Here is a 17,096-nt window from a genome sequence, read left to right as displayed (position 1 = left end):
CTTAATATTGAAGATAACAATGAAAAAAATAGCATATATTTTAGGAATCATTTGCGCCATGACCATGCAGTCGTGTTTAGACCTTGAACCCAAGACGCAATTGGCGGATACCAACTATTGGAAGTCGCCCGAACACTTCAAACTTTTTGCCACCCAGTTCTACAGCTGGTCGGCCGACTTTCGATGGCTCGACGACAGTCAGCACGCTGATATTCGCTCGGACTTGTTTGCCGGTAGCACGGTGAACATCTATAGTAACGGAACGAACAGTATTCCGTCGTCAGACAAGCATTATACCGACAATTACAATCGTATTCGTCAAACCAATACTTTATTGCAACAAGCCGATACGTATGAACAACAAGCCGACATTGCCATTTCGGTGGGGGAAGCCCGTTTCTTCCGTGCTTATTGTTACTTTGAGTTGTTGCAGGCTTATGGTGATCTTATCATTACCCGCACACCGCTCGACATCGACTCGCCTGAGATGCAGAAGGCCCGTAATCCGCGTACCGAGGTAGCTGACTTCATCATTGACGACTTGAAAGAAGCCGCTAAACTATTACCCGTCGATAAGGCTATCAGCAGCAGCGATGAAGGCCGCCTCTCCTGCGAAGCCGCTTTGGCATTTCTTTCGCGTGTAGCCCTCTATGAAGGTACATGGGAGAAATTCCATAATGGCGGTCAAAATACCGAACGTACAAAAGATTTGCTCAATACCGCAGCACAGGCGGCTCATGATGTGATGGCGGGCGGAGCATTCGAACTTTTTGCTCCTCAAGAATTGGGTACGGAGGCCTACAAGTATCTCTTTATCTTGGAAAATGAAAAGTCGAACCCTGCCAGTATCAATAAAACAGGTAATAAAGAGTATATCTTTACCCGCCGTCACGACCCTGTTATCAATTCTATCGGGTTCAACATAACCCAAGGGCGTTTGGGTAATGCCTTGTATGTTACTCGTAAAATGGCTAATATGTATCTGCAAAGCAATGGGTTGCCCATCAATCCCCAAACGTGGAATTACACGAAAGTGGATGATGAATATAAAAATCGCGACAACCGCATGAACAATCAGCTTATGGTGCCCGGACAAACTTACTGGGGTACAAACGGCGGACGCATTGATTGGAGCGGCAATGCAGCCGAAATAGCCAATGCCTCGCATAGGAACTTCATGCCTCAGACGGGTACGGGGTACTTTCCCCACAAGTGGTGTAGCGAACGCGACGGAGTGCCTACCGGTATGGAAGCTTACGATTTCCCTATCATCCGCTATGCCGAGGTACTGCTGAACTATGCCGAAGCCGTGTTTGAACGCGATGGACAAATATCGGATGAAGACTTAGCCATCAGTTTGAACCTGACACGCAAACGCATCAACCCCGAAATGCCTGACTTGACTAACGACTTTGTTACGGCGAATAATTTGGATATGCGCACAGAGATTCGTCGTGAGCGTACCATCGAATTTTTCGATGAGAATTTCCGCATTGATGATCTGAAGCGTTGGAAAACGGCCGAAGACGAAATGCCGATGAACCTCACCGGTGTGAAGTGGAAAGGTACCGATTTTGAAAACAGATGGCCTGATGCTTCCTTTAAGGAGAAAGATGGTGAAGGTTGTATTATCCACGAGAAAGGACGCAACTGGCATGAAAAGCATTACTTATTGCCGCTGCCCACCGACCAGCTCAAACTGAACTCCAACTTGAAACAAAATCCGGGTTGGAACCAATAATCCATTCATTATTCATTTATAAAGTAATCGAATTATGACATACAAAAATATACTTCAAAAGGGTGTGTTTGCAGCACTGATTACAGCTGGCTTGATGATGACCGTTTCGTGCAACGATGACGATGTATCCCCTGTTTTAGAAGAGAGAGTGCTCGTTAAGGAAATCAACCTTGAAGTGACCTCCGAACTGCCTCTGCTGATAGGCACTGACACTTTGATAAAATATACTATAGGTCCTGATGAGGCTTTCAACAAAGAGGTGGTATGGAAATCGACTGTGCCCGATGTGGCTACCGTAGATGCCGAAGGACGCATCACGGCAGTGAAGGCCGGTAGTACGGTAATTTCGGCCAAGCCGGCTGTGGGCTATTCTGTCACTTCGACCATTAATGTGAAGGTAGTAAACGAAATTATTCACATCACTGATATCAATCTCACTAATGAAGACCTCGAAGTGTTTGTAACCTCGACTTTGCCCCTCACTTGGCAGACTACTCCGGCCGACCCCACTTACCCCGGGTTGATTTGGAAAAGCCTAACTCCCGATAAAGCCACCGTCAATGAAAAAGGCGAGGTGAAGGGCATAGCTGAAGGAAAGGCACGCATCCAAGTTACCGCTACCGACGACAAACATTTCACGAAAGAGTTTGAAATTAAGGTGAAGCCCATTATCTATATCGAAAGTATGGAATTTGTGAAAGAAACAGACAAACTAGCTTTGGGCGAAACCTACACTCCACAGATGAATGTAACGCCGATAGATGCTACGCTTTCGTACATCGCATGGGAAAGCAGTAAGCCGGATGTTGTAGAGATTGACGAAAAAGGCCGGTTCGTGGCGAAGGCTTATGGCAATGCAGTAATTACCGCTTTGGCCGACTATGGTGATGGTAAACCTGTCAAAGCTACGATGAGTGTCAGCGTGAGCGAAGGTTTAATGAACGACCAGTTTACTGTCGAGAATATCTGGCAGCCATTCGGAAACTTTACTCACCGGGAATTTGAATGGATGGAGAATGACGGAGTACTTCGTATTTTCCCCGGTGAAGATAAGACTTACAAAGCTGTTCGCATTTGTCGCACCGGCGGTTTTGGGTTCAACGTAACCAACTATCCCATCTTAGCCTTTAAAATGAAATTTCCCGAAAATGTGTTCGAAGCATCAACGAGTATAGAGTGGTATCTAGACATTTGGGGCGGAAGCGGTATTACCGTAGCCGGTAAATATGGCGAAGATACCGATAAAGGAAAAAATGCCATGACTGTGGTAGATTGCGGTGAATACAAAGTATTCTACGCCGACTTCACGAAGAAATTCCTTGGCAAAAACCAACAGTATATGCCTACCTCATTGACGAAGTACGACACGGTGGAACTTCAATTTTGGAAAATATGGTATGAAACCAATGAAACAGGTAGCATTTATGTGGATTGGATAAAGACTTTCGAATCGGAACAAGAACTGAAAGATTTGATAAAGAACGAAAGTGGTAAACAATAGCATCTACTTTCTCTGGAAACTGATTGAATAACAAAATGAAAATTGAATGTATGAAAAATCTGATTTATACCTTCGTGAGCAGCATAACGTTTGTGTTGCTGATCGGCTGTAGTGCTGAGTTTGAGAATGGAACTCCCGAACCATGGCAACGCGAAATCAACCCCAATGAAAATTATGAGTACATCATCAAGCATCCTTGTCTGGTGAACACCGAAGCTGACTTTGAACGCGCACGCCGCAAAGTGAACGAACGTGCCGAACCTTGGATTAGCGGTTGGGAAAAATTGTGCGAAAGCCGATTTGCCCAACTGAGCTACAACGCAAACCCGCAAGAAGAAATTGTACGTCACTCGCAAGGTGGCAACTTCAATACGGCCGCTTTCGATGCCGGTGCCGCTTATCAGTTGGCTGTACGCTGGAAAATTTCGGGAGATGAAGATTATGCCAAGGCAGCTGTTAAAATTCTGAACGGATGGGCTAAGACTTGTAAGGGGGTGAATTATAAAACATGGCCCGACGACAGCCATCGTCTGCTTGCCGCCGGATTTATCGGATACCAGTTTGCTGCTCCCGCTGAATTGATGCGGGATTACGAAGGCTGGAAAACCGAAGATTTTGAAGTCTTCAAGAAATGGATAGATAAAACTTTCTATCCTATCTGTGATGATTTTTTGGATAACCACTTTAATTCTTCAGCCATTTCGGGTTGGATGAGTTGGGATCTGCCCGCCATGCTCACGATTCTTTCTATCGGCGTGCTGAACGATGACGATGCCAAGATTAAACAAGCCTTGGAATTTTTCTATCACGGAAAAGGTATGGGCTGTATCGAATGGTCGGTGAAAGGCATGCACGAGGATCCTGCGGGAAAAGTGAAAGGCAGACATTTGGCACAGAGCCAAGAGATGGGACGCGACCAGGGGCACGCTACTCTCAACGTAGGCTTACACGCTTACTTCTGTCGTACAGCCTATAACATGGGTATCGACCTTTTTGCCTATAACGACAACATCATTCTCGACCTCTGCGAATATACGGCTAAGTATAACTTAACTTCGGCCGAAGATGTGGAAATGCCTTTCGAACCTTACTATCACCCCAAATACGGTTGGCACGAGAAGGTGTCGGCCGACGGTAAAGGGCGTGCCCGTCCGGGATGGGAACTCCTTTACAACCATTATGCCAAGGTGAAAGGTATGAATGCTCCATATTCGCAAGCTTTTGCCGAAAAAGAACGCCCCGAAGGATATGGCGAGCGTGGTACTGCCGAAGCCGGTGATTTGGGGTTTGGAACATTATTGTATACTGAAGAATAACTTTTTGAGATTTTCTTACTGATTTCAAGGAGTTAAGAGGTTAGGCTTCTTAACTCCTTGACGTTACTCAATGGAAACCCTCACAACCCTTTATCTTATGATAAATAGATTATTTTCTACCTTATTATTCCTTTCCTGTCTTTTTGGTGGTTTGTCTCAAACGGCAAAGGCGCAAAACAACGAGTGGGAAAATCCCACCAAATATGAGTGGAACAAAGAGAAACCACACGCTGACTTTCGCCTTTATGAGCGGACAGATGATGCTGTGAACGATAATCCACAAAAATCGTCTTGGCAATACTCGTTGAATGGTACGTGGAAATTTGTTTATGCTCCCTCTATCGCAGAAAGCATAAAAGATTTTTATTGTACAGATTTATCCGACAATGATTGGGATACAATTACTGTCCCTTCCAACTGGGAAATCCAAGGATTCGGTGAGCCGATAATTCGCAACATTCAGTATGTGTTTTCACCCAATCCACCTTATATCGACGTTGATAATCCTGTGGGGACTTACCGGCGCACATTTACGGTTCCTCAAAACTGGCAGGGGCGTGAAGTGTTGTTGCACTTCGGTTCCATCAGCGGCTACGCCCGTATCTATGTGAACGGACAGCAGGTGGGTATGACTAAAGCATCCAAGACTCCGGCAGAATTTAATGTGACAAACTATTTAAAAAAAGGAGAGAACTTACTTGCTGTACAGGTGTATCGCTGGCACGATGGCAGCTATATGGAAGACCAGGATTTTTGGCGTCTAAGCGGTATCGAACGCGATGTTTTTCTGACCGCTTATCCCCAAACGACCATTTGGGATTTCTTTTTGCATGCAGGACTGGACGATACCTACCGACACGGGCAATTTCGGGCTACTGTAGACTTGCGTTCGTTCAATGCTAATGCAACTCTACAAAAAGGGACACTTACACTCGAATTGAAGGACGCAGGGGGGAAGACTGTCTTATCTGCGCAGAAAGCATATTGTATCTCAGATATAAGTACTACACTTACTTTCGAAGGCACTGTGCGTAATGTACGGAAATGGAGCGCTGAACACCCTTCGCTTTACGACTGTATTCTGACACTTCGAGCCAATGACAACAAGCAACAGACGGTAGTGGCTCATAAAGTCGGATTCCGTCGCATTGAGATTAAGAATACACGGCTACTGGTAAATGGTGTACCCACCTATATAAAAGGTGTTAACCGTCACGAACATAACGACAGCTTGGGACATACGCAGACTCGCGAAATCATAATGAATGATTTGCGACTGATTAAACAACTGAACATGAACGCTGTTCGTACCAGTCATTATCCCAATCATCCGTTATTCTATCAATTGTGTGATCAATATGGTATCTATGTAGTGGATGAGGCCAATATTGAAACTCATGGAATGGGTTCGGTTCCTTATTTTAAAGATACCATTCCGCATCCTGCTTATCGTCCCGAATGGTATGCTGCTCATGTCGACCGTATCACCCGAATGGTCGAAAGGGATAAAAATCATCCATGTATCATCGGATGGTCATTAGGAAACGAATGTGGCAATGGAATCGTGTTCCACGATGAGTATAAACGTTTGAAGAAATATGACCCCGGTCGTTTTGTACAGTTCGAGCAGGCTTGGGAAGATTGGAATACAGATATTGTCTGTCCGATGTATCCCAATATGTGGAAAATAACAGAATATCGGAAGTCCGGCAAACAGCGACCGTTTATCATGTGTGAGTATGCTCACGCCCAAGGAAACAGCAATGGCAATTTTAAAGACCTTTGGGATATTATTTATGACAGCCCTAACTTGCAGGGCGGTTTTATCTGGGATTTTATGGATCAGGGATTTAAGATAAAGACCGAACCAAGAGACGGACGTACTTATTGGACGTATAATGGTAAGATGGGTAGTTATAAATGGCTGGAAGATAAGAAAGGGGAACTAAACACGGGAACTGACGGTTTGATTTCTGCCAATGGTATTCCTAAACCACAAGCGTATGAAGTGAAGAAAGTGTATCAGTACATTCAGTTTATCGCAAAAGACTTGGGGAAAGGAATTATTTCTATTAAAAACCGTTATGACTTTACCAATCTGGATGAGTATGCTTTCATGTGGGAAATATACAAAAACGGAGAAAAAATATCTACGGGGGATTTCAATGTTGATTTAAAACCTCATGAAGAGAAAGAGATACGTTTATCTCTCCCCGTTATTCCAGAAGACGGAAATGAGTATTTCCTTAATCTCTATGTGCACACCCGGGTTGCTACCGATTTAGTACCTGCTGGCTATGAAGTAGCTAGAGAGCAAATGCAATTAAATAAAAGTAGTTTCTTCACATCGCTTCCGCCTTGTTCGGGAAAACTGTCTTATGAAACAAAAGACAATATTTTGTCTTTTCAATCAGGTGCCGTTTCAGGTAAGATTGATTTGAAAAAGGGAATCTTGTTTGATTATATGATAAATGGCAAGCAACCTATCAGGCAATATCCCGAACCAGCCTTTTGGCGTGCTCCGATAGATAATGATTTTGGGAATAAAATGCCCGTTTTGGCAGGTGTCTGGCGGACGGCCCATGTCAACCGCTATGTGAAGAAAGTGACAATAGGGGAGAATAATGAAAAAGGGTTATCCGTAAGGGTTGATTGGGTCTTAAGCGATATTCAAGTGCCTTATACGATGGAATATTTGGTACGGGATAACGGAACTGTCATTGTGACGGGCAGTATCGACCTGACAGGAACGAAACTTCCCGAACTTCCCCGTTTTGGTATGCGTATGGAATTGCATCAACCTTATGAAAACCTGACCTATTATGGTAGAGGGCCTTTTGAAAACTATATCGACCGTTATTCGGGGGCCTTCATCGGACGATATGAGGATAAGGTAGAAAATCAATTCTATTGGTATATACGTCCGCAGGAAACAGGAAATAAAACAGATGTTCGTTGGCTGACTTTATTGGATAGCGGAGGACTGGGAGTGAAAATTACAGGCTTGCAACCTATCTCATTTTCCGCATTGCATTTCTCACCGGAAGATCTTGACCCCGGTCTGACTCGTAAATTACAGCATACTATCGACATTGTTCCGCAAAAAAATATCTTCTTGCACGTTGACCTGAAGCAGCGCGGATTAGGCGGAGATAATAGTTGGGGAATGTATCCGCACAATGAATATCGCTTGCTTGACAAGAAATATACTTATAGCTATATGATTGAATTGGTTGAAAAAGGTTCGGATAAAAATGATTATTTGAACAGCCGCAAATAAAATCTTTCATAGCATTGAGTAAATAATCTCTCCCCTTCGTATTTGCTTGTCATATACAACAAATACGAAGGGGAGACTTTTTTAGGAAAAGGAATGTGCTCTTTTGGAGATTTTTATGTATGTTTGTCACATGTTTAATATGAAAGGAAGCAGTTGTAAGTGAAGAACACGATTAAATATCTGATTCTTATATTAATATATTTGGTTTGTGGTGTGGAACTGCAAGCTCAGAATTACACATTCCGTAATGTCGTCATGTCCGACGGATTATCCGGACTGTTGGTCAATGCCATTTATAAAGATTCCGAAGGTTTTGTATGGTTAGGGACAGATAATTGCCTCGATCGTTTTGACGGTGTGAAAGTGCGCCATTTTGAATTCCGGGGCATTGAGTCGGGAAGAAAAAAGCGTGTAAATACGATTACGGAAACTGCCAATAAGCAACTTTGGGTGGGAAATGGTATCGGACTTTGGCGGTTGAACCGTGCAAGTGGCCAATTGGAGAGGATTGTTCCCGAAAAGATAGATTTTGCCGTCAATACGTTACTATCCGATGGAGATATTCTTTATATTGGTACGGAGAAAGGCTTGTTCATTCATAAAGACGGTCAGTTGCTCCAAGTTTTGACAGACCGGAATATGTTGGCCGCTTGTAACAGAATCATGGATATTTGTCTGAATGAAGATAAAACCGCACTATGGCTGGCTACGGTGCAAGGGCTATTCTCCTATTCATTGAAAGACGGAAAGATTGATTCCTGGCATTTTCAGGAAAATGTGCCCGAAGCCGATTATTTCCGTTGCCTCACCCGTATCGGGGAAACGCTCTACTTGGGGACAATGAGCCAGGGAGTAGTACGTTTTGATATGAAAAAGAAGACGTTTTCTCATACGATATCTTTAGGATGCGATGTTATTTCCGATATTTCTAGTGATGGAAAAGAAACCGTCTATATAGCTACCGATGGCAATGGCGTCCATTTTCTTTCACATAAAAAACAGCAGGTGACGCGTCGTTTCTACCATGATGTAAGTGATAAGGAAGGGATTCGCAGTAATTCTGTCTACTCCTTACTCGTAGATGACAGGGGTGCCGTTTGGGTAGGGCATTTTCAGGCAGGCTTGGATTATTCACTCTACCAGAACGGTCTTTTCCGTACGTATGCCTATCCACCTTTGTTTAATTCGGCAAACCTCTCTATCCGTTCTTTCATAAGCAGAGGGCAGGAGAAAGTTATCGGTTCGCGTGACGGCTTGTTCTATATAAATGAGGCTACCGGAATGGTCAAGAGTTTTGTAAAACCTGTCCTGACCTCGGATTTGATACTGACAATCAGCTTCTATCAAGGAGAATATTATATAGGTACCTATGGGGGCGGCATGATGGTATTGAATCCGGAGACGTTATCGCTAAAATATTTCTCCCAAAGTGATACGGAGCTTTTTCAAAAAGGACATATCTTCTGTGTGAAACCGGATACAAAGGGAAATCTCTGGATAGGAACCTCACAGGGACTATTCAACTATAATGGGCAGACAAAACAGATAAAGCACTTTACCAGTGCCAATTCTCAACTGCCGGAGGGCAACGTGTATGAGGTCAGTTTTGATTCTACCGGTAAAGGGTGGATTGCCACTGAAACCGGTATGTGTATTTATGACCCGGCTTCCCAGAACTTGCGTTCCAATGTTTTTCCTGAAGGATTCGTGAATAAAGACAAAGTTCGAACGATTTATGAAGATTCCGAACATAACCTTTATTTTATCCGTGAGAAAGGGAGTTTGTTTACGTCTACGCTGACAATGGACCGCTTCTATAATCAGTCCGTATTTTCCACTCTTCCCGACAATTCTCTGATGGCGATTGTAGAGGATAATCAAGGTTGGTTGTGGGTAGGCTGTAATGACGGTTTGCTGCGTATAAAGAAAGAAGGCGAAGAGTATGACGCTTTCACTTTCAACGATGGAGTGCCCGGACCAACATTTACCAACGGAGCTGCCTATAAAGACGATAAAGGAATACTATGGTTCGGCAATACCAAAGGATTGATTTACGTTGACCCGAAGCGTGTGGATGAAGTACGTGGTAAGGCGCGTCCGATAGTATTTACAGATATATTGGCTAATGGTGTTTCTTTTACCGGTTCGTCTTTGAAATATAATCAGAATAATCTTACTTTCTGTTTTACGGATTTTGCCTACGGACTGCCTTCTGCCTTGCTGTATGAATATCAGTTGGAAGGGGTTGATAAAGACTGGAAACTATTGGCAGCACAGAACGAGGTTTCTTATTATGGACTTCCTTCCGGGACTTATACATTCCGTGTCCGTCTTCCGGGAAATGAACATTCGGAAGCTACCTGTCAAGTGACGGTACTTCCTATGATACCTTGGTGGGGATGGGCGCTTTTTGTCTTATTAATCATAGGAATTATAGCCTTTATACGTTATTATGTATGGAAGCGTATGCGCCGTTTACTCACTTCTCCTGTTCAGGTAGCTTCAACACCGGTGGAGGAAATATCCCGGAAAGAACAAGAGACGGAACAGTCGGAAACAATTGTTGAACAGTCGTCTACTGTTACCGAAGAGAAGTATAAGACGAATAGGTTAACTGAAGAAGAATGCGTGGAGCTTCATAGAAAACTGGTGGCTTATGTTGAGAAAGAAAAGCCTTATATTAATTCCGACTTGAAAATGGGTGATCTGGCTTCCGCATTAGATACTTCTTCGCATTCATTATCGTATCTTTTGAACCAGTATCTCAATCAGTCTTACTATGACTTTATCAATGAATACCGCGTCACTCAATTTAAGAAAATGGTAGAGGACAGTCACTATTCCCGCTATACGTTAACTGCATTGGCAGAACTTTGCGGCTTTAGTTCACGTGCTTCTTTTTTCCGGTCATTCAAAAAGAGTACGGGAGTCACTCCGAACGAATATATCCGTAGCATAGGTGGAACTGCTAAGGAGGAATAAATTTCGGTGAACCTCTTTTTTAATCTGTAATCTATTAATAGATAAGTTCTGCTTCATCCTGCATAAACTTTTCTTGTTCCTATTACAAAGTTGTTTTTCATAGGGATTAAATTATAAACGTAAGCTTTGTTTTTATAAACGCAACTTTCATTTATAAAAACGAAGGTTTCATTTATAAAAACAAAGCTTGCGTTTATAGTTTATTCTAAATCAACAGTAACTTTACTATAAGTACAAAGTAAGTTTGTCATTAATGCAATGAAACTTATCTCTAGTATTTCAGTGACAGCTTTAATGAGATACTAAAACGACAAGATGATAAAAGGAGAGAAGATAAAAGAATGAAGGGATGAAAGTAAAGGAGTGTAAGCTGAGCGAAAACATATTGTATTTAGCTTATAGAGTCTCATTTTATAAAATGAGACTCTATAAAGTTGAGGGTAATATGTTGATTATTAGGATTGTAGATTAAAATGAGTCTATCTCGATTCGTTGAGATTGATATGCTCCATTTTCCGGTTACTATATCCGAAATCACCTTTATATTTGCATCGTGATTAAAACCGAAAAAGATAGTATTATGGAGACAATAACTAACACTTCCGACAACATTATCACTAATTCTTATAAAGAATATCATCAGGTGATTCTTACCTATATTACTTATCGTATCACTCATCGTTACGAAGCTGAGGATTTGGCTCAAGATGTGTTTGTACGTCTGCTGGACTATAAACAGATGCTCCGTCCGGATACAGTGAAGTATTTTTTGTTCGCCATTGCACGTAATATAGTAACCGATTATATCCGTCGGTATTATAAGAAACAGGAGATAGACAGTTATATGTATGATTTTGCCGTTACTTCGTCCAATGAGACAGAAGAGGCAATAATTGCCGATGACTTAGCTTCGGCTGAACAACGTCGGCTTGCTATCTTCCCCGAACAACGTCGGATAGTCTACACCTTAAGTCGTTATGGAGACAAGACATCTACTGAAATAGCGGAAGCCTTGCAACTCAGTCGTCGTACAGTAGAGAATCATCTATTTATAGGTCGTCGCGAAATGCGTGAGTTTTTCAGAAAATGTATTTAATCTTATTTATATAATATATAATCCTTTGTGCTTATGGAAAAAGAATCAGAATCTAGGGAGAGACATACTGATGCCTCATCAAATTTTAGAAAACAAGAAATAAACACTATTTTTAAACCTCAAATTTAATTTTATAAAACGAAGAGGATTAATTTTTAATTCGCGACCTGACAAGGCAGCAATGTTTGCGTTAGGATTAATGCTGGGACTTTGTCCTGTCTCACAGGCGTGGGCCGATACGAATATAACTGACAGTCAAGTAGTGGCACAGGCTCAGAAGAAAGTGAAGGGGCAAGTGATTGATGCTACGGGCGAGCCGTTGATTGGCGTGAATATAAGTGTGATAGGCGGTACGGAAGGAACTATTACGGATATTGATGGAAATTATGCGATTAACGTACCTGCCGGAGCCAAACTGAAATTCAGCTATATCGGATATAAGGACCAGATTATAGATGTAGCTGCGCAAACGGTGATTAATGTAAAATTGCAGGAAGACAGCGAAGTGCTGGACGAAGTTGTGGTAGTAGGATATGGTTCGCAGAAGAAAGAAACATTGACCGGTGCCGTAACGGTAGTATCTGATAAAATGCTGACAAACAAAGGATCAATGTCCAGTCCCGTACAAGCCTTGCAAGGACAAGTTCCGGGGGTAATCATTACCCGTTCTTCCGGTGCTCCGGGCGATGAAAGCTGGGGTATGAAACTGCGTGGTGCTGTATCTGCCAATTCTACTGACCCGTTGGTTATCATTGATGGGGTGGAGTATGAGAGTGTGAATGAACTTCGTCTGTTAAACTCGGCAGATATCGAGTCTATCAATTTTTTGAAAGATGCCTCTGCCGCTATTTATGGTTCGAAAGCAGCCGGAGGTGTTGTTCTGGTAACTACAAAGCAGGCGAAAGAAGGGAAAGCAAAGATAGAATATAGTGGTTCTTATACACATAAGTTTGTAGGGTTGCAACCTAAGATGATGAGTATTGACCAATGGAGTGATGCTATTATTGCAGCTCGTACGAATGATGGTAAAGGTGCTGATGACCAGTGGATCCAGTATGCTAAGTTGGCGAAAGCTTATAAAGGAGGATATATTGATTTGTCCGTTAACCCCAATCCAATAACGGCGTTTGGGGATGTAGACGACTATGTATTCATGGATACTAACTGGCAGGATGTTTTATTTGGAAATGCAGGTTCCACGCAACATAACCTAAGCGTTTCAGGAGGAAATGATAAATCTCTGTATCGTTTGTCAGTGGGATATATGTATGATGATAGTACATTAAAATGGGGTAATAATAGCAATAAACGTTTCAATCTTCGTCTGACTAACACGGTAAAACTTACCGATGACTTTACAATTGAATCCGTGATTGCGTATAATCGTCAGGACCAGGTTTCTCCTACTATGATTGGCAGTGTGCTGACCTCCAGTTATCCGCAGCCGGGACTTCCGTCTTCTACAATGGATGGTAAACCTTATCACTGGGGAGGAAACTATACTCCCAACTGGTATGCTGAATTAGGTGGAGATAATAATTTGAAGGTTTCCGGTATCAATATCAGTGAGAATCTGAAATATAAGCTCACTTCTTATTTGGACGCAGTGGTTAATCTGGGATATAATACTTCTACTGCTACTCGCGATGCAGTGAAAAATAGTATTACCTGGTATACTTATGACGGGACGCTTAGTACAGCGAAACCCAATGCGATCTATAATCCGAATCAGGCATCGACCGAATATTCCAAATCATTTGCGCGTACGGACTACTATTCTGTTTCCGGTTATTTGAATTTTCATCAGACATTTGCGGAAAAACATACGGTAAGTGCGATGTTAGGTGCCCAGTACAATCTGAAGGAATATGATTATACAGTTGTGACGGCAAAGGACGTACAGAGTTCGCTGGAAATACTTAACGGCTCGGGGGATATTTTTTTAAAGAACTCTGCCAAAACTTCTTCGCCTGACAAATGGCAGGAAGCGATGATGTCTTATTTCGGACGTTTCAATTATAACTATTTGTCGAAATATCTATTGGAAGCTAACTTGCGTTATGACGGATCATCCAAGTTCCTCCCGGAAAACCGTTGGGATTTCTTTTATGGCTTTTCCGGTGGTTGGCGTCTTACTGAAGAGAATTTTATGAAGAATGTGAAATTCTTGAACGAACTGAAACTCAGGCTTTCGTATGGTGTGGTAGGTAATCAGTCCGGGATATCTCGTTATGATGGCAGACAACTTTATAACTTCAATTCTGTGAACGGAGCTTATCTGGGTGACGGCAGAGTATCTTACGTAAAGAGTAACGGTGAAATTGCTACTACGGGGCGTAGTTGGGAACGGATCCATAATTATAACTTGGGTGTGGATTTCCAACTATTTAATAGCCGCCTTCAAGGTACTGTGGAACTGTTTATGAAGAAAAACAATAATATGTTGATTGCTGTAACTTATCCGGGCATTTTGGGTGACAAGGCACCTGCTTCCAATAGCGGTAAGTTTGAAGCGAAAGGTTATGAAGGCACTTTGACATGGTCGGACAAAATCGGGAAAGTAAATTACCACATTGGCGGTACGTTTACATACGCGGATAATAAATTGGTAGACTACGGAGGAGTAACAGTTTTCAAATCCGGATTTATAGACAAGCAACAAGGATATTCCCTAAATTCAGTGTTTGGATTGAAGTACTGCGGAAAGATTCAGACAGAGGAACAATTGCGTAAATATAAATATCAATACTACAACGGAAACGGGATTGGTATTCCGAGCGATATTCGTTTGGGAGATAATATGTATGAAGATGTGAATGGGGATGGCGTACTAGATGAAAAGGATTATGTGTATCTGGGTTCTGATGACCCGAAAATCTCTTATTCATTCAATTTGGGGCTGGAATGGAACAACTTTGACTTCTCCGCAGTCTTTCAGGGAGTTGCCAAACGTACCATTTTCCGCGACAGTAGCAATGATAATTACCGTATCCCGATGAAAGCCGCTCATTTAAATTCGACTACACAGTCGGTCGGGGATGTATGGAGCCCTGAAAATAGAGGCGGGCGTTATCCGACATATACGAATATAAACTCTATAAACGATTATAACTACCAGTGTTCGTCCTGGTCGGTAGAAAATGGTAATTATTTGCGCTTGAAAAGTGTGACATTGGGATATAACTTCCCGACTTCGCTTCTGAACAAGATAAGAGTGATTAGCAGGATGCGTGTCTATGTGTCGGGCAATGACTTGTGGGAAGTTAGTAAAATTAACGACGGATGGGATCCGGAAGCTTCCCGTAAAGTTTCAGGAAACGGTCGTTTTCCCTTCAATCGTACTTGTACCGTAGGATTAGATTTAACCTTTTAATAGTTAGAATATGAAGATTATAAATATAATAAAAGCAATATTGTTGCTGTCAGTGGTGATAACTCTTCCTTCTTGTCTGGATCTTGATCCTAAGGCTCAGTTGGCAGATGCGAATTTGTGGCAGACTCCGAATGATTATAAATTATATGCCAATCAATTTTATGAATGGCCGCGTGATTTTGCTGCTGCTCTTTTCGATGGGCCGCATAGTGACACGCGTTCGGACCTGATCACATCTAGTGACTACAATGAATATAGTAAAGGAGTCAATACGATTCCTGTATCGGATGGTAATTATACAGGAGCCTATACTAAAATCCGTTATGCTAATATCTTATTACAGAATGCGGAGAATTATGCCAATCTGAATGATATAGCGCGCTATGTAGCAGAAGCTAAGTTTTTCCGTGCCTATGAGTATTTTGACTTGTTACAGCTTTTCGGAGATGCGATTATTGTGACCAAACCGGTTGATATAGATGCTGCAGAAATGAATGCGGCTCGTAATGACCGTTCGGAAGTAGCCGATCTTATTATCAGAGATTTGCAGGAAGCTATTCCTGATCTGCCGAGAGAAAGTGAGATTTCTACTGCCGATAAAGGGCGTGTTTCTAAAGGTGCGGCTCAAGCATTTCTGTCGCGTGTGGCATTGTATGAAGGGACTTGGCAGAAGTTCAGATCGGGCGACGTAACACGGGTTAATGATTTGCTGGATATTGCGGCAAGTGCTGCCTGGGATGTGATTGACAGCAAGCAATATGAAATCTTTAAACCGGAAGAGTTGGGAACGACAGCTTACAAATATCTGTTCATTCTGGAAAACGCGCAATCCAATCCGGCTAATATTACAAAGGCCAAGAATCTAGAGTACATTTTCTCTCGTCGTCATGATGAAGTGATTGCTCCGATTGGAAAGAATATAACGAAAGCTTGCTTTGCCAATGTACAGTGGATTACGCGTAAGTTGGCCGAAATGTATTTGGGTGCGGACGGACTTCCTATTCATAATCCGAATTCTACAGTAGGAGTGAACTATTCTTCTCCTCAACAGGAATATGCCAAACGCGATAATCGTATGAACAACACATTGATGATTCCCGGAAATAGATATTGGAATAATAACGCGCCCCATACTACCTGGACGGATGCAGATAAGGCGGCTTTTGACAATAAACCATTCTATCCTACTAGCGGCAGCGGATATCATAATCAGAAATGGGCTACTGAGCGTGATGTGAAAGATACGTATGAAGGATATGATTTCCCGGTTATCCGCTATGCGGAGGTATTGCTGAATTATACGGAAGCTGTGTACGAGAGATATGCTGCTACCGATGGAAGCATTACGGATGAGTCTAAGGTGGATGCGGCCTTGAAATATTTGAATGAAGTTCGTAAACGGGTAAATCCGGATATGCCGAATTTGACAGTCTCGTTTGCCGCAACAAAAGGATTAAGTCTGCGGGAAGAGATTCGTCGTGAACGTACGGTGGAACTTTTCAATGAAGGTTTCCGTATAGACGATTTGAAACGTTGGAAGACGGCTGAAGTGGAAATGCCTAAAAATATGTTGGGAGTGAAATGGAGTACAACGGGTGATTGGAGTACATGGGCCACTGCCTGGAAACCTTCATACTCTACGGATACAGATGATGCCGGTATTGCGGGATGCCTGATGATTGAAACGGATCGTGTTTGGGAAAATAAGAACTATCTTTATCCGATTCCATCCGATCAGAAGCAATTGAATCCCAACATCGGTCAGAATCCGGGATGGTAACGTATTTATAAACCGAAGATTATAAAG

The 17,096-nt window shown here is 42.5% G+C and carries 8 protein-coding genes; all 8 read left to right on the top strand.

All coding sequences use genetic code 11. The features are described from left to right. Positions 1–19 precede the first annotated feature (19 nt). Entirely contained in the window at positions 20–1,741 is a 1,722-nt protein-coding gene (locus BHV72_RS00665; RefSeq protein ID WP_022042924.1) for a RagB/SusD family nutrient uptake outer membrane protein, read from the top strand. A gap of 34 nt (positions 1,742–1,775) precedes the next feature. Beyond that, positions 1,776–3,242, top strand: a complete 1,467-nt coding sequence (locus BHV72_RS00660; protein ID WP_286853533.1) for an Ig-like domain-containing protein — start codon at positions 1,776–1,778, stop codon at positions 3,240–3,242. 50 nt (positions 3,243–3,292) lie between these two features. Beyond that, positions 3,293–4,558, top strand: coding sequence for an alginate lyase family protein (locus BHV72_RS00655; RefSeq protein WP_229093513.1), 1,266 nt, complete (start codon positions 3,293–3,295; stop codon positions 4,556–4,558). 97 nt (positions 4,559–4,655) lie between these two features. Next, a complete protein-coding gene (locus BHV72_RS00650; RefSeq protein ID WP_286853530.1) occupies positions 4,656–7,838 on the top strand; it encodes a glycoside hydrolase family 2 TIM barrel-domain containing protein in 3,183 nt (1,060 codons plus the stop codon). Positions 7,839–7,997: 159 nt separating this feature from the next. Next, the gene (locus tag BHV72_RS00645) at positions 7,998–10,820 is read left to right on the top strand and encodes a ligand-binding sensor domain-containing protein (RefSeq protein ID WP_022042928.1); all 2,823 of its coding nucleotides are present in this window, start codon (positions 7,998–8,000) and stop codon (positions 10,818–10,820) included. 580 nt (positions 10,821–11,400) lie between these two features. Beyond that, entirely contained in the window at positions 11,401–11,916 is a 516-nt protein-coding gene (locus BHV72_RS00640) for a sigma-70 family RNA polymerase sigma factor (protein ID WP_022042930.1), read from the top strand. Positions 11,917–12,097: 181 nt separating this feature from the next. Next, positions 12,098–15,289, top strand: a complete 3,192-nt coding sequence (locus BHV72_RS00635; protein WP_286853528.1) for a SusC/RagA family TonB-linked outer membrane protein — start codon at positions 12,098–12,100, stop codon at positions 15,287–15,289. Positions 15,290–15,299: 10 nt separating this feature from the next. Next, a complete protein-coding gene (locus BHV72_RS00630; protein WP_286853526.1) occupies positions 15,300–17,069 on the top strand; it encodes a RagB/SusD family nutrient uptake outer membrane protein in 1,770 nt (589 codons plus the stop codon). The last annotated feature ends 27 nt before the right edge of the window (positions 17,070–17,096 follow it).

The organism is Bacteroides sp. 43_46 (assembly GCF_001915455.1).
Lineage (GTDB): Bacteria > Bacteroidota > Bacteroidia > Bacteroidales > Bacteroidaceae > Bacteroides > Bacteroides caccae.
This window is presented reverse-complemented; position numbering and strand designations above follow the sequence as displayed.

Bases quoted from the DNA above. Each gene is read 5' to 3' on its own strand.
- BHV72_RS00665 (WP_022042924.1), top strand. From the start codon at position 20: ATGAAAAAAATAGCATATATTTTAGGAATCATTTGCGCCATGACCATG.
- BHV72_RS00640 (WP_022042930.1), top strand. From the start codon at position 11,401: ATGGAGACAATAACTAACACTTCCGACAACATTATCACTAATTCTTAT.
- BHV72_RS00655 (WP_229093513.1), top strand. From the start codon at position 3,293: ATGAAAAATCTGATTTATACCTTCGTGAGCAGCATAACGTTTGTGTTG.
- BHV72_RS00650 (WP_286853530.1), top strand. From the start codon at position 4,656: ATGATAAATAGATTATTTTCTACCTTATTATTCCTTTCCTGTCTTTTT.
- BHV72_RS00660 (WP_286853533.1), top strand. From the start codon at position 1,776: ATGACATACAAAAATATACTTCAAAAGGGTGTGTTTGCAGCACTGATT.
- BHV72_RS00630 (WP_286853526.1), top strand. From the start codon at position 15,300: ATGAAGATTATAAATATAATAAAAGCAATATTGTTGCTGTCAGTGGTG.
- BHV72_RS00635 (WP_286853528.1), top strand. From the start codon at position 12,098: ATGTTTGCGTTAGGATTAATGCTGGGACTTTGTCCTGTCTCACAGGCG.